Below are 26487 nucleotides of genomic sequence, written 5' to 3'. Positions count from 1 at the left end.
CTCTATCATAGGAGGAGGTCGGGCGTAGCGGAGCGGTTGTCCCCCAGCTCGCCCTCGGCCTCATTCACAATCCGCAGCGCCTCGGCGAGCTGCCGGCGAATGTCCCGCACGATCAATCGGGCTTCCTCGTCTGAGCCGACCGCATCGCCCGCCCTGTCTGCCGCCTCGGCGAGGATAGGAACGATTTCGATAATCGACTCTGAGAAGAGGTCGAGAGGACGGCGCTTGTAAGTCAGCACATTGGACATTGAACGACTCCCTACTCTAGGAGCCGCAAGGTTGTCGCAGCCATAGGCGCGAGTCAATCCATATTTTTCAATCACTTAGACGTTAGAAAACCCAACATCCGGGGCGATCTATGTCAGGATAACTAACAAACACGCGAGGGAATACGCGCGCGGACGTAGTGAGCCGCGACGTATAAATCTTGACATCATTGATGAATACGGATAGCCTCCCACCCTAAGGCTTACGCTTACAGCTCTCCGCACCTGAGTTTATAGCTGGCCTCCTAGAGGGTGTCAACCCTGGTTCCCCAATTTCTGACGCCCCATGCAATAGGGAAAGGTAATGAATGGTTAACAAGGCAGAAAATGCAAATCAGAACAAGGCGGTAGCCGAGTCCGCCACCGGGCCGTTTCCGACCGACAAGGCTACATCAATCAAGGAGTTGCGGACGTTCATCGGCGTATCGCACGGGCACATTTTCAAGATGATGCGCAACGGCGAGCTGCCGCCGAGCATCAAGCTCGGGGCGCGTCGCGTCTTCGATCCGATCGACCTCAACGCATGGTGGGCAGCTCGAAAGAGCGTGGCCTGAAAATAAGGAATCTCAGAAGCATGAATAGTAAGTTTGATGGTGCGATTCACGCGTTGGTGTCCCGCCTCGGCTGGTCCTACTCGTCAAAGACGATCGCCGATCTTCGTGAACGGCTGAAGGCCGAGGAATTTTTCATCGACGAGTCCGGCGCGATTGTTTCGCCGAGCGGCGAGTCCCTCGGATCGGCGGTCGGTCGCCTTTGGGAAGAAGGCCCGCCTCCCGGCGCGAACTCCGGCGCTTCAATCACCTCGACCTCCGAGGACGCGGAGCGCGCGCGCTACGGCGGCTTCCTGAAGGCTGATCTTCCGACTCTCTCCCACGAGACGCGCCTCGCGGTGATGATGGGAGCCGACGCGCCGCGAAAGGTCGATCCGTATATCTCGGCAAGGCCGGCTGCGCCGGTGTCGATCGCAGAAATCACGCAGCGCACGGGCATTTCGGCGAAGGCTTTCAACGCGATGTTGGTCGATCGCAAGCTCGCGATCGAAGACGCAGTGAAGCGCCTGCGGAGCGAAAGTGACCCCGATCGCAAGTTCGCGCTCGAAAACCACGTGAAGCGCTTGGCGGCGGGTGATGAGCTGGACGATGCGTGATTCAATGAACGCCTTCACCATTGTTTCGAGCGCGTCGCACGCCCTCACGGGCACGGCCTATTCTCTCCCGGCGGACCCGACACAGACGCGACTCGTTCGCGTCTATGGCAGCGTGAACTTTCACGTTCGCACGGATGGCGGCGACGCGACGGCTGACGACATGCCCGTCTCGGCGGGGCTGAACGGCATTCTTTTGAACGTCCCGCCGGGCGGATCAATAAGCGTCGTCAAGATGACCGGCGTGAGTGATGGAACTGCGTGGTTCGGCCACGTCAAGCGCACCTGAAAAGGGAACGAAAATGACTGACTCAAATCTAAACTCAACTTCGACTCCGACGCTCAATGAAATGCTGTATTTCACCGCGCTCGCCCCTGAAGTCTGGTTCGCTCTCGATGAAACGCGCAAGCAGATGTGGCTCGCGCATTGGGAGACCATTCGCGGCTTCAGCGGAATGTCGGCCGAAGTTTTCGCGGCGCAGACTCGCGCCGTTCGAGACATGTGGAAGAATCGATACATCGCGAGTGGGGGCGTCACGCCGTGAGTGAGATGGCACAGAATCCGGCGAGCGCGATCACCGCGCCCGCCCCCACGGTGACGGACCTTTTGTTCTTCAGCAATTTGTCGCCGGAGCGCTGGTTTCGCCTGAGCGAAGCCGAACGCGCCGACTGGACGCGCCGCTACATCGAAGCGGGAATCGAGCCGGGCGAGATTTATCGCGTTCAGGGTCGAGGGAGGCGCGCGAAGTGAGCGAGTCACCACTCGAAATTTTCAGGCGGCAGTTTCCGGCGATCGTGGCGCTTGTCGAGCGTTCCGACTCCTATCGGATCGATATCACATTGCCGCACGAACTCATTGGCGTCGGCGCATCGGCGACGGTCATCATCAAGCATCGCAACGGTCGCGGCTTTGGGATGACGTGGCAGATTGATCGCGGGTTGCTGCATGGTTTGCGCTCTCGACGATATGACGCGAATGAGCCGGACGATGCGCCGGCTAATGCGGATTGGCTCGCCGAGCTTGCGCGGCGATTGTCGACTGACGGGGAGTCGCGCGGTTCGGTCGCTGCGCGGCTTGGGATTAGCGGAGAGCATTATTCGCATCGGGCGAGGATGCGCCACGCGCTCGCGAAGAGCGCTTATTGAAGTAGGAGTATCGAGTATGGTTGAGTCGAGTTCCATCGGCGAATTTCAGAACATGTTGTCCACTCACATTTCACGCATTCGGTCGCGTGATTGGTATGGCTACTTCGTGAAGGCGTATCCTGAAGTCGCCAAGCACATCACGCAAATGAATGCCGCTCTTAAGTCGACATACGGCGACTTGGTTTCGTTCAGCGTCATGCACCTTGACGACGTAAAGCCGGGAGAAACGTCGGCGCGATTGCACCTCATGTTCGCGACGCCCAACGGTATCGAAGACGCAGGGTCGTGGGATATTTCCGAAGAACAATTGAGCTGGCACAGTGTGGGAACGGTTCAGGGTCTTGCTCTCCCATACCCACGAGAGGAGAAGACACATCAAGCTCGCGAGCGCCGTGAGCGCTTCCTCGTGGGATTGAATCGACTCGTCATGCACCATGTTGGCGAGGCCGGACTGGTTCCGCTGGCCAAGCGCTGAAAAAAGAAGGCCAGCGAAGAGCGTCAATCTTCGCTGGCCGTGAGACTTCAACCATTGCCCGAGAGGGCTGCATCAAACGAAAGTAGTATAGCTTATGTCTGCGTCTTGTGTAAATGAAAATGTGCTGAACGCCTGCGAAAATCAGGGTCAAACGTATCCTTACCAGTATCACGATGCGACCATCCTCGGCCCGATTCATGAGGACGTTGCGAGCATTCCGCTTCGTCTCGGCGGCGGTAGCAGTTGCAATGACAAGCGTTGGCCTGTGAAGAAGCAGTATGCGACCTATGCCGACCTTATCGAGGAAATGTCCCTTCACGTCGTCGGAACGAAGGATGGCCTTGCATTCATGCAGGGTAACGCGATCGGCAATGAGCGCCGCGTTCCGGCGATCAAGGAACTCTGCGTCATGGGGCTCGACGTGGATTCCGGTGTCGATCCGGCGGCCGTCATCGATAGGATTGCGAAGCGCGGACTGACGGCGATCATTTATACCACGCATAGCCATACGAAGAGCGAGACGTATCTTCTCGCAAGCTCTTTCACCAACTTTTGCAAGAAGCATCGTATCGAGGTCGCGGCGCAGGAATATCCGCTGGCAATCGTCAAGCGCTTCCTGATCGAAGAACGCAAGTGGGAGTCGTGGATCGTCAATACGGTTTCGATCGGCGAGCCCACACAGGAAGCCGAGGGAATGGGCGTATGGTTGCATCACGACCCCATGCCGAAGTTCCGCGCCGTGTTTCCGTTGGCGGAACCATACGTCATCGCCAAGCAGGGGCTGTCACAGCTCGACGCTGTGAAGAAGTGGAAGCGTAAGCTCGTAGGGCTGGCGAGGTCGCTCGACCTGCCGATTGATGAATCCTGCCTCGATCCCTCACGGCTCTTCTATCTGCCACGCCACAAGGACGGCGCGCCGTTCGGAGTGTGGGTTACGGGCGGCGATGCGCTCGATTTCGAGTCGGTTCCAGAAGGCGCGATCAATGGCGATCGGCAGTCCGACACGTTCATGCGGAACGGAGAACAGCTCGCCGGCACGGGTGTTCCTGAGTTTGTCGTCAATGGCAATTTTTCATTGAAGAAGTGGGCCGCTCAGAAGGCCGAGGGCTTCGATATCGCCACCATGTTCGATGCGGTTGCGCCACATAAGATTCGCTGCGACCAATCACGTCCAGGAAAGCGAACGATTGAATGTCCGTTCGACTTGTCACATTCGAATCCCGAAGACCTGGAGGACAAGGGTTGCTTCATCGAGAGCGCTCGACCCGAGGAGGGCAAGAGCTTCGCATTTCAGTGCAGTCACAACGCCTGTAAGGGGCGCGATCGGCTGGAGTTCGTCGCCGAGGCGGTGACACAAGGATGGTTCACGACCGACGACCTGGAGAACGAAGCTTATCGGCCTTTCATCGTCGAAGAGACTGACGAAGAGAAGCTTGCCAAGCTGGAGAAGCATATCGAGGCATTGACTCTCGACACGCGCGCTTCTGATCTCGACCCCCTCTTCGCCTCGCTCGGCTCCCTCGATATTCCGATCGCGCGTCGTGATGGCCTCTTCGACAAGATTTGCGCGAAGATCGGTGTCAAGGGAGGAAACGACAAGCGCTCGCTGAAGAGTCGGTTGACTCCTCACGTCAAGGCTGCGGAGACGAAGTGTAACAAGGCGAGTCAGTCCGATGGAGAGAATGAAGCGATAAAGGCGCTCGCTAAGGAGTCGGGAGACAAGCCTGTCCTCATTCCAAAGGTCAACGGATTCATGCCTTGTGTCGATGCGGCTTTCGAACGACTGCTAGAAATCAACAAGACCAAGCCGACTTATTTCTGTATGGGCGGTCAGAAGATTGTCATGAACGTAGACTCGCGCGGCGACATCGAGAGCTTCTCGCTTGAGCCGGAAATCATGCTGACGGAGCTGGATCACGAGTGCGCATGGTATGCGCCGGATGGCGATGATTTCATCAAGAGTGAGTGTCCGCCTCGCGTGGCGAATGACATCATCAATTACCGCAAGCGCGAGTTCCCGCGCTTGGAGCGTATCTCTCGCGCGCCGCTATTCGCCGCTGGGGGGACGCTTATCAAGACAGAAGGATATCATGAGGAGAGCGGTGTCTATTGCGCGCTTGCGCCGGAGCTGAAGAATCTGTCGGTTCCAGACGACCCGACGCCGGAGGAAGTGGCGGACGCCGTAGGCTTCGTGAATGAACACCTGTTTGCAAATTTCCCGTTCAATGACGGGGACGGAAACGGCGACGCATCGCGCGCAAACGCATGGGCGTTGTTTTTGGAGCGCTATGTTCGCGAGGATATCAATGGATTCGTCCCGCTCTACATGATCGATAAGATTCAGAAGGGCACTGGCGGATCACTGCTATCACAGTGCATTATGATGACTGCGATCGGGAAGGCGCAGCCGGCAATGCCATTCAAGAAGAACGAGGAAGAGCAGCACAAGGTGCTGACGAGCTTCTTCATCAATGGTGGAGAGTTCTTTTATATCGACAATCTGACGAACAAGCTCGCTGGCGCTGCGATGGCGATGGCGCTGACACTCCGCGAATGGCAGGACCGAATTCTCGGCACGAACAAGATGGCGAACCTCCCGGTTCGAAATTCGTGGGTCGTGGCAGGCAATCAGCTTAATCTCGACGATGACATGTCGCGCCGCTGCGTGCCGATCAAGCTGAAGACCAAGGGCGATCCGACCAAGCGCAATCCTGCCGAGTTCAGGCATCCGAACCTTGAAGCTTGGGTATTGGAGAATCGATGCAAGCTCGTAGAGTGCGCGCTCACGATTATTCAAGCGTGGTATGCGGCTAACAAGCCGGTCGCCGTGAATGTGCCACACTTCGCCTCATACGAGGCTTACGCCAAGGTCATGGGAGGGATTCTCCAAAACGCGAAGATCACGGGGTTTCTGGAAAATCTGCATCTGGCGAAGGCTGCGGCCAAGGAAGACCGTTGGATTGAGACTGAGGTTCTTCGCGCTTTGTTCGAGCGTTTCGGCGACGACATCCGGGAGATTGGCGACCCGGATAAGGATGCGACATTGGAAGTTGTCCAGATGAATCCCAAGGCCAAGGACAAGCGAACGTCTTTCATCAATGTGATTCTCGACGCGGAAATCGACATCCCCGATTTGGGCTTGGACGATTTAGACCTCGATGGAAAGAAGAAGGCACAGCGCCTCGGCAGTTGGTTCAAGACCATGAAGCTCGCGGAGGTGGCGATAGAGATTGCACCTGGGCTCGACGTGGCGTTGGAAATCATTCCGACAGAGGACCGCAAGCGCAACCCGCGCGGCAAGAGCAATCTCTACCGCGTCGAATGCGTCGGCTTCTATCCCAATAAGGCAACCGATCGATCGCGCCGCCTCTTCAGCCGTGTCTTCGACTGGAAGCACGCGGCGGATGAGTTCAGGCATTGGATCGAGGAAATGGGCGACGAAGTGGCCGTGTGAAGCGAAGCCCGAGGCGTTCGCCGAGGTTGCGCCTGCCGGACTGCCGGACTTTGGGGGGCTGAAACAGCCCCCTTCTGTTTTTGTGGACACACACACCCTTGCCGGACTGCCGGACTTTTCGGGCGGTTTGCTGCCCTTATGATTTTCTGGACACACACACACCGATATGTATCTGAGGTCTATTTCGGTGTGTGTGTGTCAAATTTTTTCGCTATAGAGATTTAGGGGGGTAAAGTCCGGCAGTCCGGCAGAATGTGCGCTAGCGCACAGTTGAGGCCGTTTCGCAGGTCCGGACGGTCCAGCGCTCCGTCCCTCAGTCCGGCAGGACCCACGTCGGGCGTAGCCCCCCAGTTCGTCCAGGTCCTGCCGGTCGCTCTGCCGAACGCGCAAGCGGTCATGTCCAGACGGTCCAGACGGTCCAGGTCCAGAGGTCTAGGCTTTCGTCTGATCGATCAGCCGAAATGTGTGGCAAAAATACCACAAAAGGTCACTATCCGAGCCTATATACCAATCAATTCGCCAGAATCGCCGACCGCGCGCCAGTGTTCATGTTATGTTCGATTTCGCGGCTGTGGCGGCTTCTATACGAAGGTATGGTTAACGATACGGCAGATCGCACATATAGTAGGCAATAGCTATGCAGGCACTACATCTAGTGTCTGCGCCCGTCCTCCTACCCCTCCCGCCTCCGGCGCGACTACGCGCCAATCCCCCATTTCCAAGCCCTCGCCGGCCTCCCACGGCAGGGGAGGGGAGGGCTCTGGACCTTCTGGACCCGCCCCGCACAGTCTCCTAGCCGGCTCCCGCCACGTCCAGCTTCACGCCGCCCTCGGCTAAGCCGCCCGCACCACGCAACGCATTGACGACACGCCTGAAACTGCGATTCGCATAAGACAGATTATGGAACCTAGAGCCGAAGCGTGGTGAAGCCGAGTGGGTCGGGAGGAGCAGATCGAGTCATGGTCGAGTTCAGATTGTCAACTGCCTGGGGCTTATGCGAGGTGTTTTCCCTAGGAATCTCTTCCAGTAAGGTTAACGGGGACCCAAAGCCCTCCCTACCCCTGGGGTAGGTGAGAGGGCGCATCGAGCGGAACGGCCCTACACCTTACATCGAGCATTAGCTTGACGATCGCCCTCCTATCTCGCTGACTCCATACCGTCAACAAAAGGAGTCACGTCCAGCCATGCCACGCCTAGCCAAAGGACCTTACCTAAAGCAGAGGAAGCAAGCCGGCGCAAAGTCTATCTGGTATGTCATAGACGGAAAAAAGCGCATCTCAACCGGCTTCACCGCCAAAGAGACACCAAAGGCCAAGGAATTCCTAGAGCAACACATTCGCGGGCGCTTCATTCAGAAGCCATCGCCGGACTACTACGTCCAACAGGCGCTTGAACTCTATGAGCGCGACGTTATGCCGAAGCACGCGAAGCCTGACGACACGAAAAGATACCTGCAACGGCTCCTAGAATTCTTCAAAGGCCGGACCTGTGACGAGGTATCTCGCGAAACATGCACGGCTTACGAGCGGTGGAGGGCACACACCGGCAAGCCGTTCCTCGGCGAGCCTCCTAGAGACCGTCGCCCGGTTCAACCGTCGTCAGTTCGCCGGGAACTCGCGACCCTTCAAGCGGCGCTCAACTACGCCTTCGAGTCGCGGAAGCTGAAGCATCCGATAGCTGTGACGCTCCCGCCCAAATCCGCCCCTCGGGATCGATGGCTCACGCCGAGCGAAGCCGCCCGGCTCGTCATGGGCTCGCTCGGCTGCATCATGGCACCTTACAGCGACATCGCCACCAAGGTTGAGCGCTGGACGATTTGGAGGCGAGAGGAAGCGGTCGTGAGCCGGCACCTCGCGCGGTTCATCTTGATCGGCTTGCGAACCGGAACGCGCCATGAGGCCATCAACGGCCTCGGGTGGTATCCCCACGCGGATGGCGGTCATTTCGATATCGAGCGCCGGCTCATGTTCCGATCGGCCTCGGGAGCGGTCCAGACGAAGAAACGCAAGCCGCCGGCTCCTATTCCCGACAAGCTCCTACGGCACCTCCCCCGCTGGAAACACCAGTCGGATAGCCTCTTCGTCGTCTCCTACAACCCGCCGACGAATGACGACGACGACAACGCAAAGCCGGCGAAGGGTAAAAAAGAAGACGCCAAGCTCGGGCGCGTGACGAAGGCTTTCAACCGGGCGGCGGCGCGAGCCGGCCTCGGCCCGGACGTGACGCCCCACATTCTCCGGCACACCTGCGTTACGTGGCTCATGCAGGCGGGGCGGTCGGCTTGGGATGTAGGCGGCTTCGTCGGAATGAGTGCTCAGATGGTCCAGGAAAATTATGGTCACCACGCCCCGGACTATCTACGGGAAACGGCCAACGCTCAGCCCGCCGCGCGTTTTTAGCGGACTATAACCGGACTAGGATTTCCAGAATTTTCGTAACCGTTTGATTTTATTGGTGCCGCAAGAGGGATTCGAACCCCCGACCCCATCATTACGAATGATGTGCTCTACCAGCTGAGCTATTGCGGCATTGTCAGGTTCTGAGCGCGAGCCCGCTCGGCTTTGCCCCGTAAGCGAAGATGCCGGCGGGGTTCGGCGTCGAGGCGTTCCTCTTAGCGGCGCCGAATGGGTTTTTCAAGCGCCACGGCGGCGTTCCTTCAAAGGTCGTTGCGCGAGGAGCGGCCGGGAGCCGGGGAAAGGCTCGCGAGCGCCTGGCCGCGCAATTGGTCCGCCTCGGAGCGGGCTTTTTTGGCGTCGGCGCGCGCGGCCTTCGCTGCGCGGCGGTAGCGGCCATGCGCGACGAAGGACGACAGGCCGCCCGCCATCACGCCCAGCGCGATGGACGCCAGAACCACCAGATAGAGCGGGGCCTCGAAAGAGGGGCCGCTCTCGCCGGCGCCCGGGAACGGGTCCAGAAATATCTTCACGGGCGACCGATTGGCCACCGCGAAATACAGAAACGCCAGCCCGAGCGGAACAAAGACGAGGATGCGCAGAACCGATCTCATGTCACCTTCCTACTTCGTCCGCCCGCAACCGGTCCGGGGTCAGCCGTGGGCCTCGTTCAGCCGCTCGCGCATCTCCTTGCCCGTTTTGAAGAAGGGCACGGATTTCTCGTCCACCGACACTTGCTCGCCGGTGCGCGGATTGCGGCCGGTGCGCGCCTCCCGCCGCTTCACGGAAAAGGCGCCGAAGCCGCGCAGCTCGACCCGGTCCCCGCGCGAGAGCGCCAAAGTGATCTCGTCGAGAATCGTGCTGACGATCGTCTCGACGTCGCGTTGATAGAGATGCCCGTTGCGGGCGGCGATACGTTGAATGAGTTCAGATTTGATCATGCGACGTTCCAGTTCTACCGACGTGACCGCATCGATCGGGAGCCTCAATCGGGCATTGGAGCGTGCCAAATCGCGACCATACCGTCAAGCAGCCCCTGCTGCGCGACCGCGCCTATGCGCTCCAGCGCGGCGGCGAGCGCCGAAAGCCCGAGCCCCCGCGCTGCGGACGCCATCGAATCGACGAGGCCGAATTTCTCCAGCGTGCTCTTTTCTTTCCAGTCGCGCACCGGCAGCTTTTTGGCGACGCCCTTATTGGTCTCCAGCCATTCGATGGCTTCGCGCTCGCCGCCGAGCTTGTCGACGAGCTTCAGCGGCAGGCCCTGGCGGCCGGTGAAGACGCGGCCGTCGACCACTTTGGCGAGCTCCTCGTCGTCGAGCTTGCGGCGGTCTTTCACCAGCTTCTTGAACCAGTCGTAGGAATCGGCGACCAGAGCGGCGATGGCCTCGCGCGCGGCCTCGCTGGTCGGCTCGAGGCCATTGGGCGCGGCCTTCAAGGGCGAGGATTTCACCTCTTCCACCTTCACGCCCAAAGTGTCGAGCAGACGCGAGACATTGGGGAATTGAAACAGCACGCCGATCGAGCCGACGAGCGAATTGCCGGAGGCGAAAATCTCGTCGGAGGCGATGGCGGCGATATAGGCGCCGGAGGCCGCTATGGTTCCGACGACGGCGACCATGGGCTTTTTCTCGGCGAGACGGCGCAGCTCGTCATGGAGCTTCTCGGAGCCGGTCGTGGTGCCGCCGGGGCTGTCGATATTCAGCAGCACGGCGCTCGCATGTGATTCGCCGATCGATTTGACGAGATCGAGCGTCGCCTTGTCGCCGGTGATGATGCCGCTGATCGAGAGGCGGGCGATATGGGGGGAGAGCTTGGCCGCAGGGCCGGGCCCGCCATCGCCGAAGCGCGCGAAGGCGGCGAGGCCGGCGGCGCCCACTGCGAGAACGGCCAAAACGCGCCAATAGCCGAGCTTGCGGCGCAGCCGGCGACGATCGATCAAATATTCGTTTGGAAGCGACATGCCGGGGCTCTGGCTCGACAGAAGGGACGCGACGAGCGCGACACTAGCCTGTTTCGGGCCACGAGGGAATCGGCCGGGCGAGGCTTCTTTGGCGGCGGCTTGGATAGAAATTGCAAAATCGCATAAAAAATTGCAGTTTTGCCGCAGATCGGAAGCCTCGGGGAGAATGGGGAAATTGGTCTCGCCTCGTCTTTGTTCGCGTCTCGTCGCCGCGCTCGTCCTCGCCGTCGCCGCTCTCTCCGCCCCTACGGCGAAGGCGGCCGGCTGGCATTATTATGATCCCGAGTGCCCCGTGGCGCTCGGGGCCGGCAAGGCGATGAAATTCGTCGCCATGCAGCCCAAGAAGAACATAGATCGCGTCTGCGACGTGCTTCCCGACACAGGCGCGACGGTGATCGCGCTGGACGCTCCGGACGCAGAATTGCGCGAGATGAATTGGGATATTCGCGTCGTCCGCGATATCGACGGCGACGGCGAGCCGGCCGAGAGCGACACTGTGCTGCGCCTGCCATTGCAGAAGTTTCGCAATGGCATGGTCAATTTCGACGTCAATATTCAGACGGCGGGCAAATATGCGCTCTACGCCCGGCTTTCGAGCGACGATGGCGCGAAGGAGTTCGTCGGCCGCCACCATTTCACCGTGGGGCTGATCGACAATACGGAACTCTATGCCTACGTCTTTTTCGGCCTGCTGGTCGCGGGCGTCGGCGGACGCTTCGGCTATGTCGCGCTGAAGAAGCGACAGGCCGCCTGACGGCCGCGGGCCTTTCTACCTCCCCCTCGAGGGGGAGGTCGACCCCGAGTCTTTCGCGTGAACCCCACCCCGTCCGGCTTATCGCCGGCCGACCCTCCCCCTGAAGGGGAGGGTGGATGCGCCCCTGTCGCCGGTCAGCCTTCCACCACAGTGAATTCCAGCGGCACGCCATTGGCGAGCGGCGTGGAGCCGCCGGCCTTGGCGTCGGCCAGCCGGTCGAGACGGATCAGCGCCAGACCTTCGCCGCCCACGGCCGAGCCGGTGACGCCGATCTCCACCTCGCCGGCCTTGATCGTCGTGCCCGGCGCCGGGGCCGCGCCCTCGGCGTGGAAAGTCGCGACGCGCTTTCGCACCGGGCCGCGATGCTTCATGCGCGAGACCACCTCCTGGCCGAGGAAGCAGCCTTTCTTGAAATCGACGCCGGCGAGGCGATCCATATTCGCCTCATGCGGGAAGGCGTCGCCATAGACGAAATCGAGGCCGCCCTCGGGCGCGGCGGCGGCGATGCGCTTGGCGTCATAGGCGTCGCGCGGCGCGGTGGCGAGCGTTCCGGCGATCTCGCGCGTCACGAGGCCGCGCCAGCCGAGGCTTTCCGCGCGGGGGTCGGGGCTGAGCGCTATGGCGTCGATCGCCGGCTTGGCGGTCGCCTCCGGGAAGGCGACGCTGGCGTAATCGGCGCTGCGGTCGGTGATCGTCACGGCGGCGCGCAGCTTGTAGAATTTCAAACGGTCGAGCAGCGTCTCCGCCATATTGGACGCGCAATCGAGCAGCAGCACGAGCCCTTCCTCGCCGGCGCGGGCGAAGATGAAGAAGTCGACGATGATCTTGCCTTGCGGTGTGAGCAGCGCCGCAAAGCGCAGTTCGCCCGCCTCTATGGTCTTCACATTCTGCGTCAGAATGCCGTGCAGATATTTGGCGGCGTCGGGGCCCGCGACCTCGACGACGCCCCGATCCGAGAGAAGTGTGGCGCTGGTCATTGTCCGATGTGCTCCAAATGAGGTCGGCGAACCGACAGGCTGTTTTCGCCGCCAGGCTCTGCTCCCAGCGCGGAGCGGGTTCCGGCCCGCGCCAATCTGCGCTAGATCGTCTCGAGAGGGCGACGCCCCGTTCGCGTCGAAACTCCACAGTCCGGGCGACACCTGCAAGCGAGGCGCCAGCCATGCCCAAGACCTTCGACATGATTCTCGCCGGCGGGACGCTCGTCAATCAGGATGGCGTCGCGCCGCGCGACGTCGGGCTGCGCGACCGCAAGATCGCCGAGATCGGCGATCTTGCGCAAGCCTCGGCCGGCGAACGGATCGATTGCGCGGGCCTTCACATATTGCCGGGCGTCATCGACACGCAGGTGCATTTTCGCGAGCCCGGCCCCACCCATAAGGAAGATTTGGAGACCGGAACCCGCGCCGCCGTTCTCGGCGGCGTCGTGGCGGTTTTCGAAATGCCCAACACCAAGCCGCTGACCACCGGCGCCGCCGAGCTCGCGGACAAGGTGGCGCGCGCCTCGGGCCGCGCCCATTGCGATTTCGCCTTCTGGGTCGGCGGCACGCATGAGAACGCCAAGGATATCCCCGAGCTCGAGCGCCTGCCCGGCGCGGCGGGGATAAAGGTTTTCATGGGCTCGTCCACCGGCTCGCTGCTGGTCGCCGATGACGCTGGCGTCGGCGAGATTCTCTCCAAGACGCGCCGTCGCGCCGCCTTCCACAGCGAGGACGAATATCGCCTGGAGGAGCGTAAGCCGCTGCGCGTTCCGGGCGATCCGACCTCGCATCCGGTCTGGCGCGACGAGATCACTGCGCTGCGTTCTACCGAGCGGCTGCTGCGCATCGCCCGCGAGAAGGGCGCGCTGGTGCATGTGCTGCATATATCGACGGCCGAGGAGATCGAGTTTCTCGCACGTCACAAGGATATCGCCAGCGTCGAGGCGACGCCGCATCATCTCACGCTCGATGCGCGAGACTATCTGCGGCTCGGAACGCTCGTGCAGATGAATCCGCCGGTGCGCGACGCGCGTCATCGTGAGGGGATTTGGCGGGGCGTGACGCAGGGAATCGTGGATGTGCTCGGCTCCGACCATGCGCCGCATACGCTCGAGGAGAAGGCCAATCCCTATCCCGAGAGCCCTTCGGGCATGACCGGTGTGCAGACTCTGGTTCCGACGATGCTGGATCATGTGAACGCCGGCCGGCTGACGCTGCAGCGCTTCGTGGACCTCACCAGCGCCGGGCCGGCGCGACTGTTCGGCCTCGCCGGCAAAGGCCGCGTCGCCGTGGGCTATGACGCCGATCTGACCATCGTCGACCTGAAGCGCCGCGAGACCATCCGCAATGACTGGATCGCCTCGCGCTGCGGCTGGACGCCCTATGATGGGGTGGAGGTCACGGGCTGGCCGGTTGGCGCGATCATTCGCGGCGTGCGGGTGATGTGGGAGGGCGAGCTGGTCTCGCCCTCGCGCGGCGCGCCGATACGGTTTCAGCAGGCGTTGTGACTGGCGGCAGTTCTTGTCGAGAACGTGAAATGTATCTGCCAGACCTATTCCACGAGCAGGATGTCGAGACGATCGCCGCCCTGATCGAGGCGCATCCGCTCGGCGCGCTCACGCGGATCGTGAATGGCGCGATCGTCGCCGATCACATTCCCTTTCTCTTCGACGCGAAGGCCAATGTGCTGCGCGCCCATGTCGCGCGCGCCAATCCACTGTGGCGGGATTTCGATTTCGCCAGCGAGGCGCTGGCGATCTTCACCGGCCTCGATCATTATGTGACCCCCTCCTGGTATGCGACGAAGCGCGAGACCGGAAAGGTCGTGCCCACTTGGAATTACGAGGCGGTCCATGTCTATGGCCGCCTGCGCGCGATCGAGGATGCGAATTGGATTCGCGCTTTGCTGCGCGATCTGACAGCGCGCCACGAATCCCCGCGGCCCGCGCCCTGGGCGCTCGAGGATGCGCCGGATGATTTTATCGACGCTATGTCGAAAGCGATCGTCGGCATAGAGCTGTCGATCACGCGCATAGAGGCGAAGCGCAAGCTCAGCCAGAATCGCAACGCCGCCGATCGCGCGGGAGTGATCGCCGGGCTCGAGGCGGAGGGCGGCGAGACCGCCGAGCGAATGGCGAAGGCGATGGCGGCGCTCGACACGAAGGCCTGAGGCTTCAGCGCACCCGCAGCGCGTCCAGCGTCTTTTTGCCGGCTCTGCCGTCGGCCTTCAGCCCGGCGCGGCCCTGAAAATCGGCCAAGGCCTCTTTGGTCTTGGTTCCGATCACGCCGTCGGGGTCGCCCACGGCATAGCCCTGGCGATTGAGCAGCGCCTGCATCTCGCGGCGTTCGGAGCGGGAGAGGCCGGGATCGTCGGTCGGCCAGGGCGCTTGAATTCCGGGACGCCCGCGCAGCCGATCCGACAGCACGGCGATCGCCAGCGCGTAAGATTCGGCGGCGTTATAGGAATAAATGGCGTCGAAGTTATGCGTCACCAGAAAGGCCGGGCCGTTGCGGCCGGCGGGCAGCAGCAGCGCCGCCTGGCCTTCGCCCAATCCGCCGCCGTCGAGCCGCGTGATCCCGCGCGACGCCCAGGCCGACATGGGCTGCCGGCTCGTGCGGCCCGAGGGGCCGCTATAGCCGGAAGGCACGCTCACCTCGAAGCCCCAGCGCAGGCCCGGCCTCCAGCCGGCCTTGCGCAGAAAATTCGCCGTGCTGCCGAGCGAATCGGCCGCCGAGCTGGCGATATTGCGTCGCCCGTCGCCGTCGAGATCGACCGCGGTGGAGAGGAAGGTGGAGGGCATGAATTGCGTATGGCCGAAGGCGCCGGCCCAGGAGCCCATGAACTCCTCCGGCGCAATGTCGCCGCTCTGCAAAATCTTCAGCGCGGCGATGAACTCGCCTTTGAAGTAATCATTGCGGCGCGGCGCCTCGCAGACGAGCGTCGCCAGCGATTGCACCACGCTGCGCTTGCCGAAATTCTTGCCGAAGTCCGATTCGACGCCCCATACCGCGACGACTGTCGCTGGATCTACGCCGTAACGCTGCTCCGCCGCATGCAGGGCGGAGGCGTGCCGCTGCATCATGGCGCGGCCTTCCTCGACGCGCTCCTCATCGACGAGGCCGGCGATATAGTCCCAGATCGGCGTCTTGAACTCGGGCTGCTTGTCCATGAAGCTCGGCGCGTCATTGGGCTCGAGCCCATTGGTGGCGCCGTCGATGACGCGCTGCGAGACGCCCGCGCCGGCCGCGGCATGGCGCAGGCCGGCGAGGCAGGAGGCGAAATCGGCCCGCGCCGGCGCGGCGCAGAGGAGAAGGGCGAGGACCGCCGGAAGCTTATGCGAGTTCTTCATGAGCGGATGCTAGGAACCGATGGTTACTGCTTCGTTGCCGCGATCGTCCGTTTCGGTTCATTTCGGCGCGAAGATCGGTTATTTTGAGGCCCAAGCCCGCGCGGAGACGGGCGGCGCCCCCGCTCGAATGGCGCGACACCAGACAAAAGAGGAACCCCATGCTCCCGAGACTGCTCGCGCTGACGCTCGCCGTCGCGCCCCTCACCATCGACCGCGCCGCCGCCTTCTGCTGGTTCGGCTGTCCCGATCCGACCGAAGCTCATGCGCGGCAGATTTTCGACAATTTGCTGAAGCAGCGCTTCGACAAGCCCGCCAAAGTGCTCTCCTTCAAGCAGACCATGACCGAGCGGCTGGAGATGCACGCCACCGGCGAGAAGGGCTTCGAGCTGTTCTTCAACGCTTCCGTGCAATTTCCCGAGGGCGCCAATCTCGAATGCAAGCCCGACGACGCCGGCAAGTTTCCCGAGGGCTGCTCGCCGAGCAAGCATTATGTGACCGCGCCGCGCGGCAGCGATCCCAAGGGCAAGCAATATGTCGCCCCCGGCGAAACGGTGCTGTTCGACGAGGAATATCGCTTCTACGCCGACGGCGACGGCTGGAAGGGCCCCGACGGCGTCACCTACAAGCAGTAGAAAGGGGCGGAACTCTCCTTCTCCCGTTTTCGGGAGAAGGTGGCCCCGCGCAGCGGGGTCGGATGAGGGCGCGTCGGGAGGGACACGCGACTCGTCGTCTTTACGGAAGTCATCGAGATTTCGAGCGTCCTGAAGGACCCTCGTCCGACCCTTGCTTCGCAAGGGCCATCTTCGCCCACGAGTGGGAGAAGGAAATCTCGCCGTCAGGCGATCAGCGCGCGGGCGGCGCCGCGCTCGTCGCCGAGCGCCTCCAGAACCTTGGCCACGATGGCGCGGGCGTCGAGGCCGGCGCGGGCGAGCATAACGTCCGGCTTGTCATGGTCGAGATAGAGGTCGGGCAGGATCATCGAGCGGAATTTGAACGCCCCGCGCGCGCCGTCCAGCGCGCCATGCTCCGATAGAATCTGGAAGGCCTGCGAGCCGAAGCCGCCGATCGAGCCTTCCTCGATCGTGATGAGGACCTCGTGATTGGCGGCGAGGCGCAGCAGCAGATCGCGGTCGATCGGCTTGGCGAAACGGGCGTCCGCCACCGTCGTCGAAATGCCGCGGCCGGTCAGCTCCTTGGCCGCCGTCAGCGCATCGGCGAGCCGCGTGCCGAGCGAGAGGATCGCCACTTTCGAGCCTTCGCGGATCACGCGGCCGCGGCCGATCTCCAGAACCTCGCCGCGCTGGGGCAGCTCGACGCCGACGCCCTCGCCACGCGGAAAACGGAAGGCGATCGGGCCTTCGTCGAAGGCGACGGAGGTCGCCACCATATGCACGAGCTCGGCTTCGTCCGCAGGCGACATGAGCACCATGCCGGGCAGGCAGGCGAGATAGGCGATGTCGAAAGCGCCGGCGTGCGTGGGGCCGTCGGCGCCGACGAGGCCGGCGCGGTCGATGGCGAAGCGCACCGGCAGATGCTGGATCGCGACGTCATGCACCAGCTGGTCGTAGCCGCGCTGCAGGAAGGTGGAATAGAGCGCGCAAAAGGGCTTATAGCCTTCGCAGGCGAGGCCGGCAGCGAAGGTCACGGCGTGCTGCTCGGCGATCGCCACGTCGAACATGCGGTCCGGGAAGGTCTTCTCGAACAGATCGAGGCCGGTGCCGGCCGGCATGGCCGCCGTGATGGCGACGATCTTGTCGTCGCGCTCGGCCTCGGCCACCAGCGTCTTGGCGAAAACGCTGGTGTAGGAGGGGGCGTTGGCCTTGGGCTTGTCCTGGGCGCCGGTCAGCACGTCGAAACGATTGACGCCGTGATAGCGATCCGCCGCGGCCTCGGCCGGGCCATAGCCCTTGCCCTTTTGCGTCACCACATGGACCAGCACCGGGCCGTCGTCCTTGTCGCGCACATTGGTCAGCACGGGCAGCAGATGCTCGAGATTGTGCCCGTCGATCGGCCCGACATAATAGAAGCCGAGCTCCTCGAACATCGTCCCGCCGCCGGTGATGAAGCTGCGGGAGAATTCCTCCGCCTTGCGCGCTTTCTCATAGAGGAAATGCGGCAGATGGCGGGCGAGCTGCTTGGCCGTCTCGCGCAGCGTGCGGAAGGCTCCGCCGGAGACGAGCCGGGCGAGATAGGCCGACATGGCGCCGGTCGGCGGCGCGATCGACATGTCATTGTCGTTGAGAATGACGATGAGGCGCGAATCGAGCGCGCCGGCGTTGTTCATCGCCTCATAGGCCATGCCCGCCGAAATGGCGCTGTCGCCGATCACCGCGACGACGTGATTGGAGCCGCCCGAGAGGTCGCGCGCCACCGCCATGCCGAGCCCGGCCGAGATGGAGGTGGAGGAATGGCCGGCGCCGAAGGCGTCATATTCGCTCTCGGCGCGCTTGGTGAAGCCTGAGAGTCCCTTGCCCTGGCGCAGCGTGCGGATGCGGTCGCGGCGGCCGGTCAGAATCTTGTGCGGATAGGTCTGATGGCCGACGTCCCAGACGATTTTGTCATTCGGCGTGTCGAAGACGTAATGCAGCGCCACGGTCAGCTCGACGACGCCGAGCCCGGCGCCCAAATGCCCGCCGGTGACGGAAACCGCGTCGATCGTCTCGCGGCGCAATTCGTCGGCGAGCTGGCGGAGCTGGCCGGGCTGCAGCTTGCGCAGATCCTGCGGTGTTTCAATCCGGTCGAGAAGGGGGGTCTTCGAAATCGTCAAAGCGCCTACTCTGGTCTGGACGGGCCGAAGGACTCGACCGCAGGTGAACTCATATAGCGGGTCCGCCACATCCGGCAAATGCCGGACCTCGGCAGTGTCACTCTGGCACGGGAGCGCGCGCGCGCGCAACCGCGCAGCAGCGCGGTCTCTCTCCCGATCCCCTTGATCCCCAAATATTTATCTATTCTGTGACAAATTTCCCACAGCCGGCCGCGGGGGAAGAGCGGCGGCATCGCTGGCCTCGCTCTTGAAAGGCTCGCCGCAGGTCGATGCGATTCGTCTCGCAATGGCGTCGGACCTGGGCGAAACTGACGAGCGACGAGGGGCGAATCATGGCCGCCGCGCCAATTTGGATCAATAGGACGCCGTTTCTGCGTAGCCTTCCGGGCCCTGCGAGAGCGTCCCAACAGAGCGCGGCTCGCCGCGAAGGCCTCATGACGAACGGGTCGCTGGAGACGGAGGCGCTCGATGTCGAGCGAATGAGCGAATTCGTTCGCGACTGGGCGGATCTCGTGTCGCGCGCCATCGAGCCCAACGGATTTCTGGAGCCCGGTTTCGCGCTTCCGGCGGCGCGGCATTTTCCGGCGAAATCGCGCCCGCTCTTCGTCGCCGTCTGGAAGGGCGGAGCGCAGGGCGCGCGCCGGCTGGTCGCGCTATTTCCCATCGCGGCGCCCGGCTTCTCGCTCGGCGCGGCGACGGCGCGCGGCTGGCTGCACAAGCAGGCCGCGCTGGCGACGCCGCTGCTCGATCGCGAATGCGCGGAGGAGGCGGCCGCCGCCCTTCTCGACTGGTTCGCGGGCGATCATTCGGGCGCGAGCGCCGTGCTCATTCCCATGACGCCGATGAGCGGGCCGGTCTTCGCCGCCTTCACCCGCGCGGCGCGCGCCACCGGGCGCGACTGGCGCGTGCTCGACCGGCATGAGCGCGCTGCGCTGCTCTGCGGCGGCGATCCCGAGGAAATCTGGACGCGCATGAGCTCGCGCAAGGCGCTGAGCGAGATGCGCCGTCGTCGGCGTCGCCTGGAGGAGGCCGGCGAATTGAAGCGCGTCGTCTATTCGACGCCGGCCGACATTCCGCGCGCGACCGAGGATTTTCTCACCCTCGAGGCCAGCGGCTGGAAGGCCGAGCGCGGCGCGCTGCTCGGCCATCCCTCGCTCGCCACTTTCGTGCGCAGCGCGACGCGTCTGCTGGCGCGCGAGGGCAAGATCCGCATCCACAGCCTCGAGCTCGCCGGCAAGCCGATCGCCATGGGCGTCGTCATCGAGAGCGGCGACCATTCCTATTTCTGGAAGATCGCTTATGACGAGAGCCTGCGCGCCCAGGCGCCCGGCGTGCAGCTCGTCTACGCCATCACCGAGACGCAGACGGAGCGCCAGGAAATTTCGCTCACCGATTCCTGCGCCATTCCCGGCCACTATATGATCGAGCGCTGCTGGCCCGATCGTCTCGTCGTCTGCGATCTGATGGTGCAGGCGAAGTCGGACGGCGGCGCGCAATTCGCCGAGGCGCACGCCAAGGAAGTCTGGCGGCGGCGTCTGCGCGAGGCGGCGAAGACGCTCTATCACCGCGTGCTGAGCCGCAAGCGGTGAGCGGGCGCCTCCGCTCGTCCGCGCGCGGGCTGGAGGCCGGGACATGATCCGCATCGGCATAGGGGGATGGAGCTTCGCGCCCTGGCGCGGGCTCTTCTATCCGCAAGATCTGCCCGCCGGCGAGGAGCTCGCTTTCGCCAGCCGCCAAGTGACGGCGATCGAGATCAACGCCACATTCTATCGCACGCAATCGCGCGCGAGCTTCGTGAAATGGCGCGAGGCGACGCCCGATGATTTCGTCTTCGCGGTCAAGGCGCATCGCGCCGCCGTCAACGCCCGCGCCCGGTCGGAGACAGGCGAGAAGATCGAGCATTTTCTCGCGAGCGGCGTGACGGAGCTGTCCGCCAAGCTCGGCCCCATCCTCTGGCAGCTGCCGCCCTATCGGCGCTTTCACGCCGAGGAGATCGCAGTCTTTTTGAAGCTCTTGCCGAAAAAGCGCGGCGCGCTTCGCCTGCGCCATGCGCTCGAGGTTCGCCACCCGTCTTTTCTCGACGAGAAATTCATCGCTCTGCTGCGCGCGGAAAATATCGCCGCCGTCTTCGTCGATTCCGCCGACGATCCTGCGATCGCCGACGCCACCGCCGATTTCGTCTATGCGCGGCTGAAGCACACGCGCGACGATCGCGTGATCGGCTATGCGGCGAAAGACATGGATTTATGGGCGCGGCGCGCGCGCGAATGGGAGAAGGGCGGAACGCCCGCCGATCTCCCGCATCTCGCCGCGCCGGCGAAGACGAGCGCGCGCGATGTTTTCGTCTTCATGATCGACGGCGCCAAGCGGCGCGCGCCGGCCGCGGCGCAGGCGCTCATCGCGCGGCTTCTGGCTTGACGTCGACCTTCTCGCAGATCGCCTTCAGCGCCGCCCAATTCTCGGCGTCCAGCAGCGGCGGCCCGCTCTCGCCTTTGTCGGCGGCGGCGAGCGCCGCGAGCCGATCGGCCGTCAGCGGATGATCGTGCAGAAGGCCGAAGGCGCCGTTCTCCTTGCCGGCGATGCGCGTCAGCAGATCGCCGAGCGGTTTCGCCGGACGGCCGAGCCGCGCCATCAGCTCGGCGGCGAAGGAGTCGGCCTGCGCCTCCGCCTCGCGCGAATAGGCGGCGCCGATCAACGTCTTGCTGGCGAAGACCAGCGCGCCGGCGCCGGTCACATCGCCGAACAGCAGGCCGATGAGATAGGACGTCCCGCCCGTGGCGATGAGCTTGCGCATGGCGTCGCGATGCCGCAGATGGCCGATCTCATGGGCCACGACGCCGGCGACCTCGTCCGGCGTCTCCGCGCGGCTCAGCAGTTCCGAGAACACATAGATCTTGCCGCCGGGCAGAGCGAGCGCATTGGGAACCGAAGATCGCAGAATCTCTATGCGCGCCGGCTGCTCGAGCGCGGCGCGCGATTGCAGCCGCTCCGACAATTGCGCCAGCGCGCCGGCGCCATTCTCGGCGTGGCAAGGCTCGGCGGAGAAGATCGCGCGCAATTGCGCCTCGGCCGCCTCGCCGAGCCGCCGCTCGAAGGCGGGCGGAACCAGCGGCGCGATGCGGTCGGCGGCGAAGGGAATGCCGAACCAGACGAGGCCGACGACGCTCGCCGTCGCGGCCAGCGACCAATAGAGGAGCGCGCGATTTGCGCCGGGCCGCGTCTTGCCGCCGAGAAAGCGGCAACGGGCGATGATCTCATTGTGGAGGCGCGGATCGTGCAATTCGAGCCGCGCCAGCTCGCCCGCCGCCGCCGTCTCGCGCCGCAGCGCGAAGCCCGGCGCCTCGATGCGGCGAATATCGTCATAGGGCCAGGATGCGAGCGTCGCGCCATTCTGGACGATCTCCAGCATGGCGCCGAAGCGCAGCTCGACACGTCGCTTGCGGCTGCTCCAGCCGTCGAAAAATATCACGCCGTCGTCGTTTAGGGCGCCCGGCTGCGGCTCCGCGCTCATGTCAGAAGCCGACGACGTCGAGACTATCGGCGAAACCCTCGCCGATGGCGCTCGGCGCGACGCTCGCCCGCGTCGCGACATCTTCCGCTTCCGCGAGTCCGTGGACGACGACCGAGCTCGCGACGAGCTTCCAGACGCGCTGCGTGAGGAAGATGCGCGAGGCCACGCCGGTCGCGAGAAATGTCGCGACATAGATGCCGATCCACGCGGTCATTGTCCCCATGGGAATATGCGGCGTCGCTCCCGGGGCGCCGCCGCCCTGGAAGCCGGTGACGCCGCCCGCCACGACCGCGAGAATGATTGCGACGAGCGTCAGACCGACGACGCTGGCGAACAGCGCGTAGTAATTGGTCAGCAGCCTGGTCGTCTCGAGCTTGCTCTCGAGGCGAATTCCGCCGAGGCGCAGCCCGCCGAGCCACCAGCGCCATTGCGCGCCTTTGAAGGCGGCGTAGAGCGAAGGATACAGCAGAAAAGCGACGATGACGCCGAGGGTGACGAGCAGCCCCGTCGCATTGGCGTCGTTCACCATTGTGCGGCCGCTCCCATCGCCGGCTGGCGCGCCGGCGTGCTGGGACGAGCGGGCGAGGAGGTAGAGGAGAATCGGATAGGCTAGCGAGAGCGCCCATATCCACCATCCGCGCTTGAAGAAATCGCCGCCGCGGCCGACGAAGTCGCCCTCCAGCGCGCCATAATAAGTGTTGCGCATCTTGTAGCGCTCGAGCGCCGCCTCGGCCCAGGGCAGAGCGAGGCCGAGCGTCACGGCGATCAGCGCGCCCCAGCCCAGGGCGCGCAGCATATAGCCGAGGCCGGAGCCGCTCATGCCGAAACGCAGCCCGCGCCAGCTCGAGCGGTTGAGCCGATAGCGCCGCGCGCGATAAATGGCGAATTGGCCGAAGGCGGCGAAGAACAGGCCGAGCGGCAGAGAGGCGAAGGCTTTGGCTCGCTCGGCCTCGAGGCCGACGACGAGATAGGCGATATAGGCGGGCGCGAGAATGACCAGCGCGAAGAAGAAGCCGAACAAAAGCTCGCGCGCCGTGCCGACATATTCGAGCGCGTCGCCGCCGATGACCGTGCTCGACCAGAGATAGCGGCGCATATGGGTGGCGAGCCAGAAGCGATAGAAGCCGGCCGTCACCAGCTCCAGCAGCGCGCCGCGCGTGACCAGACGGCGGAATTCGCCATTGTCGCCGGTGAAGAGAATGGGGGTCGACGGCGCGACTGAGGAAGACGGCGGCGCGATATTGTCGTCCACCAAGGAAACATCACTCATACGGTCCGCCTTTCGCAATCAACTCGTAATGTAACCCACTTCCATGGTATGCGAGGGCTCCGGTTCGGGCAAGCGATATCGCCGCGTTTTCAAAAGGCGAAAACCGTTGCGGCGATGTCGATCTCGACCGGTCCGCGCGTCACGCGCAGGATTTTCTGCTCGCCTGGCGCGCCGCGCAGAGCCGTCAGCACGCGCTCGCGCGCCGCGCCACGCGTCGGTTGTCCGTCAATGGCGACGAGCCGGTCGCCGATTTCCAGTCCTGGCGCGCCCGCTCTCGCGATGACGCCGCCGATAAAATATTCGCCATGCTCATAGACGAGCGTCACGCCGACGCGATCATAGTCATGTGCGTCCGGCTCCGCGCCTTTGCGCCAATAGGACATCGCATTGGGGTAATCGATCGTCAGCCGGTAGTGTTTCAGCACATTGGCGCCGAGCCAGCCGGCGACCGTCTCGCCGGCCTGCTCCTGCCAGACATTCCAGAAGGCTTCGCCGATGAGCTTGTCCGCGGCGCCGAGCGAGGGGCCGGCGCCCATCAAGCCGACATCCTTCATCTCGAGCGGCCCGAGCGCGATCCGCGGAATGCGCAGCACGTCGCCTTCCTTCTCGAAGGGCAGATCGAGCATATTGTAATTGGCTGCGCCGAAAGCGCCATGGGCGCGCAGCCAGTCTGGATGGCGGCTCAGCCATTGTGCGGCGAGCGCGCCGCGCATCTAGCTGTATGGGCTGCCGGCGTCGATGACGAAGGCGTGGGAGGCGCCGTCGATTGTCGCGTCGACGACGGCGAGGCCGGTTCTGCGGTCGATCCGCAAGGGGACGGCGACGCCTTCGCGCGAGGCGGCGCCCGGTTCCGTGAACGCGAGCCGGTGCCCCGGATAATCGATGATCAACTCGCCTTTCGCCAGCGCGCCCGACTGCAGGACCATATCGACGCGGCGAGAGGGGAAGAAGGAGCCGAACTGCCTTTCGCCGCTCGTTCGCTCCGGCTCGCTTCGCACCCAGCCGGCGGCCATCGCCATGCTCCGTCCACCGATGCGCAGTCGCAGCGGCCGTCCCGCGCCTATGGCGAGCTCGTCATAGAGGCTTTGCTTCAGCACGGGCGGCGACTGGCCCATATTGAGCAATGCGAGGCCGCTCCGCCAGCTCCCATTCGGCTTCTGCGCTTCGAATTCGAAGAGGATTTGATCGCCGTCGAGGATCATGGGGACATTGGCGGAGCCCTCCGCGGCGACGCGTCCGTCCATATCGACGACGCCCGCGATCATGGCGCAGGCGGCGAGCGAGACAGTGAGGCAGGCGGCGGCGAGGCGAAGCGATTTTTCGATCATCCCGCCTTCTCCATCGCTTCGGCGGCGTCGTCGGGCTCATATTCCATGAGGTCTCCCGGCTGGCAGTCCAGTTCGCGGCAAATGGCGGCGAGCGTCGAGAAGCGCACGCCATTCACTTTTCCGGATTTCAGCAGCGAGAGATTGGCCTCGGTGACGCCTATGGCGCGCGAGAGAGCTTTGGAGCGCATACGGCGTTTGGCCAGCATGACGTCGAGGCGCATGACGATGGGCATTATACGAATCCATCCCGCTCGGCTTCGATCTCATGCGCGCATCGCATCACATCGGCGATGACGAAGACGAGCGCGCCGAGAATCGCGGCCTGAATCTCATAGAGGTGAAACCAGCTCGGATCATTGCCGACGGCGGCGAGAATCGCGATGCGATTGGCGCAGAAGGGCGCGAAGGCATAGGCGATAAGGCCGAGCCCGGTCTGCTTCAGACATTGCGCATTGCGGGGCGAGAAGACGACGCCGCACGAATAGAGGCGAAACAATTTGCGCAGGCAAAGGAGAATATAGGCGGCGGGAGCGATCAGCAGCGTCAGCGCAAAGGCGCCGGCGAGCCTCTGTGGCGCGCTGAAGGCGGAGAGCGCGACGCGCCCGGCCCCGGCGTCCGGGGGAAGACCGAACCAGAGGCCGCCGGGACCGAAGGAGATGTAATCGCCTTCATAGAAGAGCGCGATCACGACGAGCGCGACGCCGAACGCGATCGTGGCGGCGAGCAGAGCCGAAAGCAGCGCGACGAGGATTTCGCTGTTGCGCCGCAGCCGTCGGCGTAGCGGCGGTTCGAAAGGCGGGGGCTCGGGAGCATCGAAAAAGAGAATGTCGGCCATGGGCGAATCCGGAACAGATATTATTGTAATGTGATAATTAATTTTAAAATACGATAAAGTTGTGGCGCGTCCTCATCCATTTCGGCGTCATCGCACCTGACGTCGGGGGCGAGCGCGTTATATTGGGCTCGATCCGAAGAGGAGCGGCCGATGGCGGAGCATTGGTTCATTTCCGGGGCCAATAGGGGCATTGGCCATGGGCTCGCGACCTTGCTCGCCGCTCGTGGCGACGATGTCGGCGCCTCCGTGCGCAGCGAGGAGGCGCGGGAGCGGCTGCAGCATGATGTGGCGCGCCATCGCGCGCGCTTCTCCATCTTTGTCTTCGATCAGCGCGACGAGGCGGGGATTCGCGCCGCAGCGCGCGAGCTGACGGGGCCGCTCGATGTGCTCGTCTGCAACGCCGGCGCCTATGGGCCGCAGACGCAATCGACATTGGACATGGATTTTCCCGGCGCGCTCGATCTCTTCGACATCAACACGCTGGGGCCCTTGCGGCTGGTCCAGGCCTTTCTGCCGCTGATGCTGCGCGCGGACAATCCGCGCATCGCGCTGATGTCGAGCGGCCTCGGCTCCATGGCGACGGAGGGCTCGACCAATATCGCCTATCGCGCCGCCAAAGCGGCGCTGAACAAGATCGCCCAGGGTCTCGCCCATGATCTGAAGCGCGAGAAGGTCACGGTCGTCGCGCTCAATCCCGGCTGGGTGCGCACCGATATGGGCGGCGAGAACGCCGATCTCTCGGTGGAGGAGAGCGCCGTCGGCCTCATAGAGACGATCGACGCGCTGACTCTGGCGGATTCCGGCCGTTTCCTCGATTATCGCGGCCGCGACGTTCCTTGGTGAGCGGCCTTCGATGA

General features: G+C 63.5%; 29 protein-coding genes and 1 tRNA gene. 16 read left to right on the top strand and 14 right to left on the bottom strand.

The annotated features are described in order from the left end of the window. Positions 1 to 5 precede the first annotated feature (5 nt). The gene (locus KP010_RS04395) at positions 6 to 248 is read right to left on the bottom strand and encodes a hypothetical protein (RefSeq protein ID WP_216280467.1); all 243 of its coding nucleotides are present in this window, start codon (positions 246 to 248) and stop codon (positions 6 to 8) included. Positions 249 to 574: 326 nt separating this feature from the next. On the opposite strand from KP010_RS04395, the gene KP010_RS04390 reads away from it, so the two are divergent. The 9 genes from KP010_RS04390 to KP010_RS04350 all read left to right on the top strand — a co-directional run bounded on the left by KP010_RS04390 (position 575) and on the right by KP010_RS04350 (position 8884). Continuing rightward, on the top strand, positions 575 to 820 hold the full coding sequence (locus KP010_RS04390) for an AlpA family transcriptional regulator (protein WP_216280466.1): 246 nt from the start codon (positions 575 to 577) through the stop codon (positions 818 to 820). Beyond that, positions 790 to 1413, top strand: a complete 624-nt coding sequence (locus KP010_RS04385) for a hypothetical protein (protein WP_216280465.1) — start codon at positions 790 to 792, stop codon at positions 1411 to 1413. The genes KP010_RS04390 and KP010_RS04385 overlap by 31 nt, the downstream gene beginning before the upstream one ends. Before the next feature lie 4 nt (positions 1414 to 1417). Next, on the top strand, positions 1418 to 1699 hold the full coding sequence (locus KP010_RS04380) for a hypothetical protein (protein WP_216280464.1): 282 nt from the start codon (positions 1418 to 1420) through the stop codon (positions 1697 to 1699). Beyond that, positions 1659 to 1955 carry a hypothetical protein gene (locus KP010_RS04375; protein ID WP_216280463.1) on the top strand — a complete coding sequence of 99 codons (297 nt, stop codon included), beginning with the start codon at positions 1659 to 1661 and terminating at the stop codon, positions 1953 to 1955. The genes KP010_RS04380 and KP010_RS04375 overlap by 41 nt, the downstream gene beginning before the upstream one ends. Next, positions 1952 to 2161: a hypothetical protein gene (locus tag KP010_RS04370; protein ID WP_216280462.1), complete on the top strand. Its 210-nt coding sequence runs from the start codon at positions 1952 to 1954 to the stop codon at positions 2159 to 2161. Before KP010_RS04375 ends, KP010_RS04370 begins: the two co-directional genes overlap by 4 nt. Continuing rightward, positions 2158 to 2556: a hypothetical protein gene (locus KP010_RS04365; RefSeq protein ID WP_216280461.1), complete on the top strand. Its 399-nt coding sequence runs from the start codon at positions 2158 to 2160 to the stop codon at positions 2554 to 2556. Before KP010_RS04370 ends, KP010_RS04365 begins: the two co-directional genes overlap by 4 nt. Before the next feature lie 16 nt (positions 2557 to 2572). Continuing rightward, positions 2573 to 3031 carry a hypothetical protein gene (locus KP010_RS04360; protein ID WP_216280460.1) on the top strand — a complete coding sequence of 153 codons (459 nt, stop codon included), beginning with the start codon at positions 2573 to 2575 and terminating at the stop codon, positions 3029 to 3031. Positions 3032 to 3152: 121 nt separating this feature from the next. Further along, entirely contained in the window at positions 3153 to 6485 is a 3333-nt protein-coding gene (locus KP010_RS04355; RefSeq protein ID WP_216280459.1) for a hypothetical protein, read from the top strand. A gap of 1184 nt (positions 6486 to 7669) precedes the next feature. Then, positions 7670 to 8884 carry a tyrosine-type recombinase/integrase gene (locus tag KP010_RS04350; RefSeq protein WP_216280458.1) on the top strand — a complete coding sequence of 405 codons (1215 nt, stop codon included), beginning with the start codon at positions 7670 to 7672 and terminating at the stop codon, positions 8882 to 8884. A gap of 53 nt (positions 8885 to 8937) precedes the next feature. On the opposite strand, the gene KP010_RS04345 is transcribed toward KP010_RS04350, so the two are convergent. The 4 genes from KP010_RS04345 to sppA form a co-directional block, all read right to left on the bottom strand. Continuing rightward, positions 8938 to 9013 (bottom strand) — tRNA-Thr (locus KP010_RS04345). A gap of 128 nt (positions 9014 to 9141) precedes the next feature. Continuing rightward, entirely contained in the window at positions 9142 to 9492 is a 351-nt protein-coding gene (locus KP010_RS04340; RefSeq protein ID WP_142863571.1) for a lipopolysaccharide assembly protein LapA domain-containing protein, read from the bottom strand. Positions 9493 to 9531: 39 nt separating this feature from the next. Further along, positions 9532 to 9819, bottom strand: coding sequence for an integration host factor subunit beta (gene ihfB, locus KP010_RS04335; protein ID WP_142863570.1), 288 nt, complete (start codon positions 9817 to 9819; stop codon positions 9532 to 9534). Positions 9820 to 9863: 44 nt separating this feature from the next. Continuing rightward, complete coding sequence (sppA, locus tag KP010_RS04330; RefSeq protein ID WP_142863569.1) at positions 9864 to 10838, bottom strand: signal peptide peptidase SppA; 975 nt, start codon at positions 10836 to 10838, stop codon at positions 9864 to 9866. Positions 10839 to 11004: 166 nt separating this feature from the next. On the opposite strand from sppA, the gene KP010_RS04325 reads away from it, so the two are divergent. After that, positions 11005 to 11592, top strand: a complete 588-nt coding sequence (locus KP010_RS04325) for a hypothetical protein (RefSeq protein WP_142863568.1) — start codon at positions 11005 to 11007, stop codon at positions 11590 to 11592. A 134-nt stretch (positions 11593 to 11726) separates the two neighbouring features. On the opposite strand, the gene KP010_RS04320 is transcribed toward KP010_RS04325, so the two are convergent. Next, the gene (locus KP010_RS04320) at positions 11727 to 12569 is read right to left on the bottom strand and encodes a folate-binding protein YgfZ (protein WP_142863567.1); all 843 of its coding nucleotides are present in this window, start codon (positions 12567 to 12569) and stop codon (positions 11727 to 11729) included. Between the two features lie 182 nt (positions 12570 to 12751). Between KP010_RS04320 and KP010_RS04315 the strand changes: the two genes are divergently transcribed. Continuing rightward, on the top strand, positions 12752 to 14077 hold the full coding sequence (locus KP010_RS04315; RefSeq protein ID WP_142863566.1) for a dihydroorotase: 1326 nt from the start codon (positions 12752 to 12754) through the stop codon (positions 14075 to 14077). Between the two features lie 29 nt (positions 14078 to 14106). Continuing rightward, positions 14107 to 14739 carry an FMN-binding negative transcriptional regulator gene (locus KP010_RS04310; protein ID WP_216280457.1) on the top strand — a complete coding sequence of 211 codons (633 nt, stop codon included), beginning with the start codon at positions 14107 to 14109 and terminating at the stop codon, positions 14737 to 14739. 4 nt (positions 14740 to 14743) lie between these two features. Here the strand turns inward: KP010_RS04310 and KP010_RS04305 are convergent, their stop codons facing one another. Continuing rightward, positions 14744 to 15919, bottom strand: a complete 1176-nt coding sequence (locus KP010_RS04305) for a lytic murein transglycosylase (RefSeq protein ID WP_142863564.1) — start codon at positions 15917 to 15919, stop codon at positions 14744 to 14746. A 158-nt stretch (positions 15920 to 16077) separates the two neighbouring features. Between KP010_RS04305 and KP010_RS04300 the strand changes: the two genes are divergently transcribed. Next, a complete protein-coding gene (locus KP010_RS04300) occupies positions 16078 to 16551 on the top strand; it encodes a hypothetical protein (protein ID WP_108916200.1) in 474 nt (157 codons plus the stop codon). Between the two features lie 203 nt (positions 16552 to 16754). On the opposite strand, the gene dxs is transcribed toward KP010_RS04300, so the two are convergent. Continuing rightward, positions 16755 to 18686 (bottom strand): 1-deoxy-D-xylulose-5-phosphate synthase, encoded by a 1932-nt coding sequence (dxs, locus tag KP010_RS04295; protein WP_142863563.1) that lies wholly within the window; start codon positions 18684 to 18686, stop codon positions 16755 to 16757. Positions 18687 to 19120: 434 nt separating this feature from the next. On the opposite strand from dxs, the gene KP010_RS04290 reads away from it, so the two are divergent. Together KP010_RS04290 and KP010_RS04285 are read left to right on the top strand one after the other, a co-directional pair. Next, positions 19121 to 20275: a GNAT family N-acetyltransferase gene (locus tag KP010_RS04290; RefSeq protein WP_246659906.1), complete on the top strand. Its 1155-nt coding sequence runs from the start codon at positions 19121 to 19123 to the stop codon at positions 20273 to 20275. A 43-nt stretch (positions 20276 to 20318) separates the two neighbouring features. Then, a complete protein-coding gene (locus KP010_RS04285) occupies positions 20319 to 21104 on the top strand; it encodes a DUF72 domain-containing protein (RefSeq protein ID WP_142863561.1) in 786 nt (261 codons plus the stop codon). On the opposite strand, the gene KP010_RS04280 is transcribed toward KP010_RS04285, so the two are convergent. The 6 genes from KP010_RS04280 to KP010_RS04255 form a co-directional block, all read right to left on the bottom strand. Continuing rightward, positions 21082 to 22197 (bottom strand): M48 family metallopeptidase, encoded by a 1116-nt coding sequence (locus KP010_RS04280; protein ID WP_142863560.1) that lies wholly within the window; start codon positions 22195 to 22197, stop codon positions 21082 to 21084. The genes KP010_RS04285 and KP010_RS04280 overlap by 23 nt on opposite strands. 1 nt (position 22198) lies before the next feature. Further along, positions 22199 to 23467, bottom strand: a complete 1269-nt coding sequence (locus KP010_RS04275; RefSeq protein WP_142863559.1) for a YjgN family protein — start codon at positions 23465 to 23467, stop codon at positions 22199 to 22201. 89 nt (positions 23468 to 23556) lie between these two features. Then, on the bottom strand, positions 23557 to 24180 hold the full coding sequence (locus KP010_RS04270) for a PDZ domain-containing protein (protein WP_142863558.1): 624 nt from the start codon (positions 24178 to 24180) through the stop codon (positions 23557 to 23559). Further along, positions 24181 to 24795, bottom strand: a complete 615-nt coding sequence (locus KP010_RS04265) for a hypothetical protein (protein ID WP_142863557.1) — start codon at positions 24793 to 24795, stop codon at positions 24181 to 24183. Beyond that, positions 24792 to 25028 carry a helix-turn-helix transcriptional regulator gene (locus tag KP010_RS04260; protein ID WP_142863556.1) on the bottom strand — a complete coding sequence of 79 codons (237 nt, stop codon included), beginning with the start codon at positions 25026 to 25028 and terminating at the stop codon, positions 24792 to 24794. The genes KP010_RS04265 and KP010_RS04260 overlap by 4 nt, the downstream gene beginning before the upstream one ends. Continuing rightward, the gene (locus KP010_RS04255) at positions 25028 to 25630 is read right to left on the bottom strand and encodes a DUF2975 domain-containing protein (protein ID WP_142863555.1); all 603 of its coding nucleotides are present in this window, start codon (positions 25628 to 25630) and stop codon (positions 25028 to 25030) included. Before KP010_RS04255 ends, KP010_RS04260 begins: the two co-directional genes overlap by 1 nt. A 150-nt stretch (positions 25631 to 25780) precedes the next feature. Between KP010_RS04255 and KP010_RS04250 the strand changes: the two genes are divergently transcribed. Continuing rightward, complete coding sequence (locus KP010_RS04250) at positions 25781 to 26473, top strand: SDR family oxidoreductase (protein WP_142863554.1); 693 nt, start codon at positions 25781 to 25783, stop codon at positions 26471 to 26473. Positions 26474 to 26487: the final 14 nt, after the last annotated feature.

Source organism: Methylosinus sp. KRF6 (genome assembly GCF_018887255.1).
Lineage (GTDB): Bacteria > Pseudomonadota > Alphaproteobacteria > Rhizobiales > Beijerinckiaceae > Methylosinus > Methylosinus sporium.
This window is presented reverse-complemented; position numbering and strand designations above follow the sequence as displayed.

Bases quoted from the DNA above. Each gene is read 5' to 3' on its own strand.
- KP010_RS04395 (WP_216280467.1), bottom strand. From the start codon at position 248: ATGTCCAATGTGCTGACTTACAAGCGCCGTCCTCTCGACCTCTTCTCA.
- KP010_RS04390 (WP_216280466.1), top strand. From the start codon at position 575: ATGGTTAACAAGGCAGAAAATGCAAATCAGAACAAGGCGGTAGCCGAG.
- KP010_RS04385 (WP_216280465.1), top strand. From the start codon at position 790: ATGGTGGGCAGCTCGAAAGAGCGTGGCCTGAAAATAAGGAATCTCAGA.
- KP010_RS04380 (WP_216280464.1), top strand. From the start codon at position 1,418: ATGAACGCCTTCACCATTGTTTCGAGCGCGTCGCACGCCCTCACGGGC.
- KP010_RS04360 (WP_216280460.1), top strand. From the start codon at position 2,573: ATGGTTGAGTCGAGTTCCATCGGCGAATTTCAGAACATGTTGTCCACT.
- KP010_RS04350 (WP_216280458.1), top strand. From the start codon at position 7,670: ATGCCACGCCTAGCCAAAGGACCTTACCTAAAGCAGAGGAAGCAAGCC.
- KP010_RS04340 (WP_142863571.1), bottom strand. From the start codon at position 9,492: ATGAGATCGGTTCTGCGCATCCTCGTCTTTGTTCCGCTCGGGCTGGCG.
- ihfB (WP_142863570.1), bottom strand. From the start codon at position 9,819: ATGATCAAATCTGAACTCATTCAACGTATCGCCGCCCGCAACGGGCAT.
- sppA (WP_142863569.1), bottom strand. From the start codon at position 10,838: ATGTCGCTTCCAAACGAATATTTGATCGATCGTCGCCGGCTGCGCCGC.
- KP010_RS04325 (WP_142863568.1), top strand. From the start codon at position 11,005: ATGGGGAAATTGGTCTCGCCTCGTCTTTGTTCGCGTCTCGTCGCCGCG.
- KP010_RS04320 (WP_142863567.1), bottom strand. From the start codon at position 12,569: ATGACCAGCGCCACACTTCTCTCGGATCGGGGCGTCGTCGAGGTCGCG.
- KP010_RS04315 (WP_142863566.1), top strand. From the start codon at position 12,752: ATGCCCAAGACCTTCGACATGATTCTCGCCGGCGGGACGCTCGTCAAT.
- KP010_RS04310 (WP_216280457.1), top strand. From the start codon at position 14,107: ATGTATCTGCCAGACCTATTCCACGAGCAGGATGTCGAGACGATCGCC.
- KP010_RS04305 (WP_142863564.1), bottom strand. From the start codon at position 15,919: ATGAAGAACTCGCATAAGCTTCCGGCGGTCCTCGCCCTTCTCCTCTGC.
- KP010_RS04300 (WP_108916200.1), top strand. From the start codon at position 16,078: ATGCTCCCGAGACTGCTCGCGCTGACGCTCGCCGTCGCGCCCCTCACC.
- KP010_RS04290 (WP_246659906.1), top strand. From the start codon at position 19,121: ATGACGAACGGGTCGCTGGAGACGGAGGCGCTCGATGTCGAGCGAATG.
- KP010_RS04285 (WP_142863561.1), top strand. From the start codon at position 20,319: ATGATCCGCATCGGCATAGGGGGATGGAGCTTCGCGCCCTGGCGCGGG.
- KP010_RS04280 (WP_142863560.1), bottom strand. From the start codon at position 22,197: ATGAGCGCGGAGCCGCAGCCGGGCGCCCTAAACGACGACGGCGTGATA.
- KP010_RS04275 (WP_142863559.1), bottom strand. From the start codon at position 23,467: ATGAGTGATGTTTCCTTGGTGGACGACAATATCGCGCCGCCGTCTTCC.
- KP010_RS04270 (WP_142863558.1), bottom strand. From the start codon at position 24,180: ATGCGCGGCGCGCTCGCCGCACAATGGCTGAGCCGCCATCCAGACTGG.
- KP010_RS04265 (WP_142863557.1), bottom strand. From the start codon at position 24,795: ATGATCGAAAAATCGCTTCGCCTCGCCGCCGCCTGCCTCACTGTCTCG.
- KP010_RS04260 (WP_142863556.1), bottom strand. From the start codon at position 25,028: ATGCCCATCGTCATGCGCCTCGACGTCATGCTGGCCAAACGCCGTATG.
- KP010_RS04255 (WP_142863555.1), bottom strand. From the start codon at position 25,630: ATGGCCGACATTCTCTTTTTCGATGCTCCCGAGCCCCCGCCTTTCGAA.
- KP010_RS04250 (WP_142863554.1), top strand. From the start codon at position 25,781: ATGGCGGAGCATTGGTTCATTTCCGGGGCCAATAGGGGCATTGGCCAT.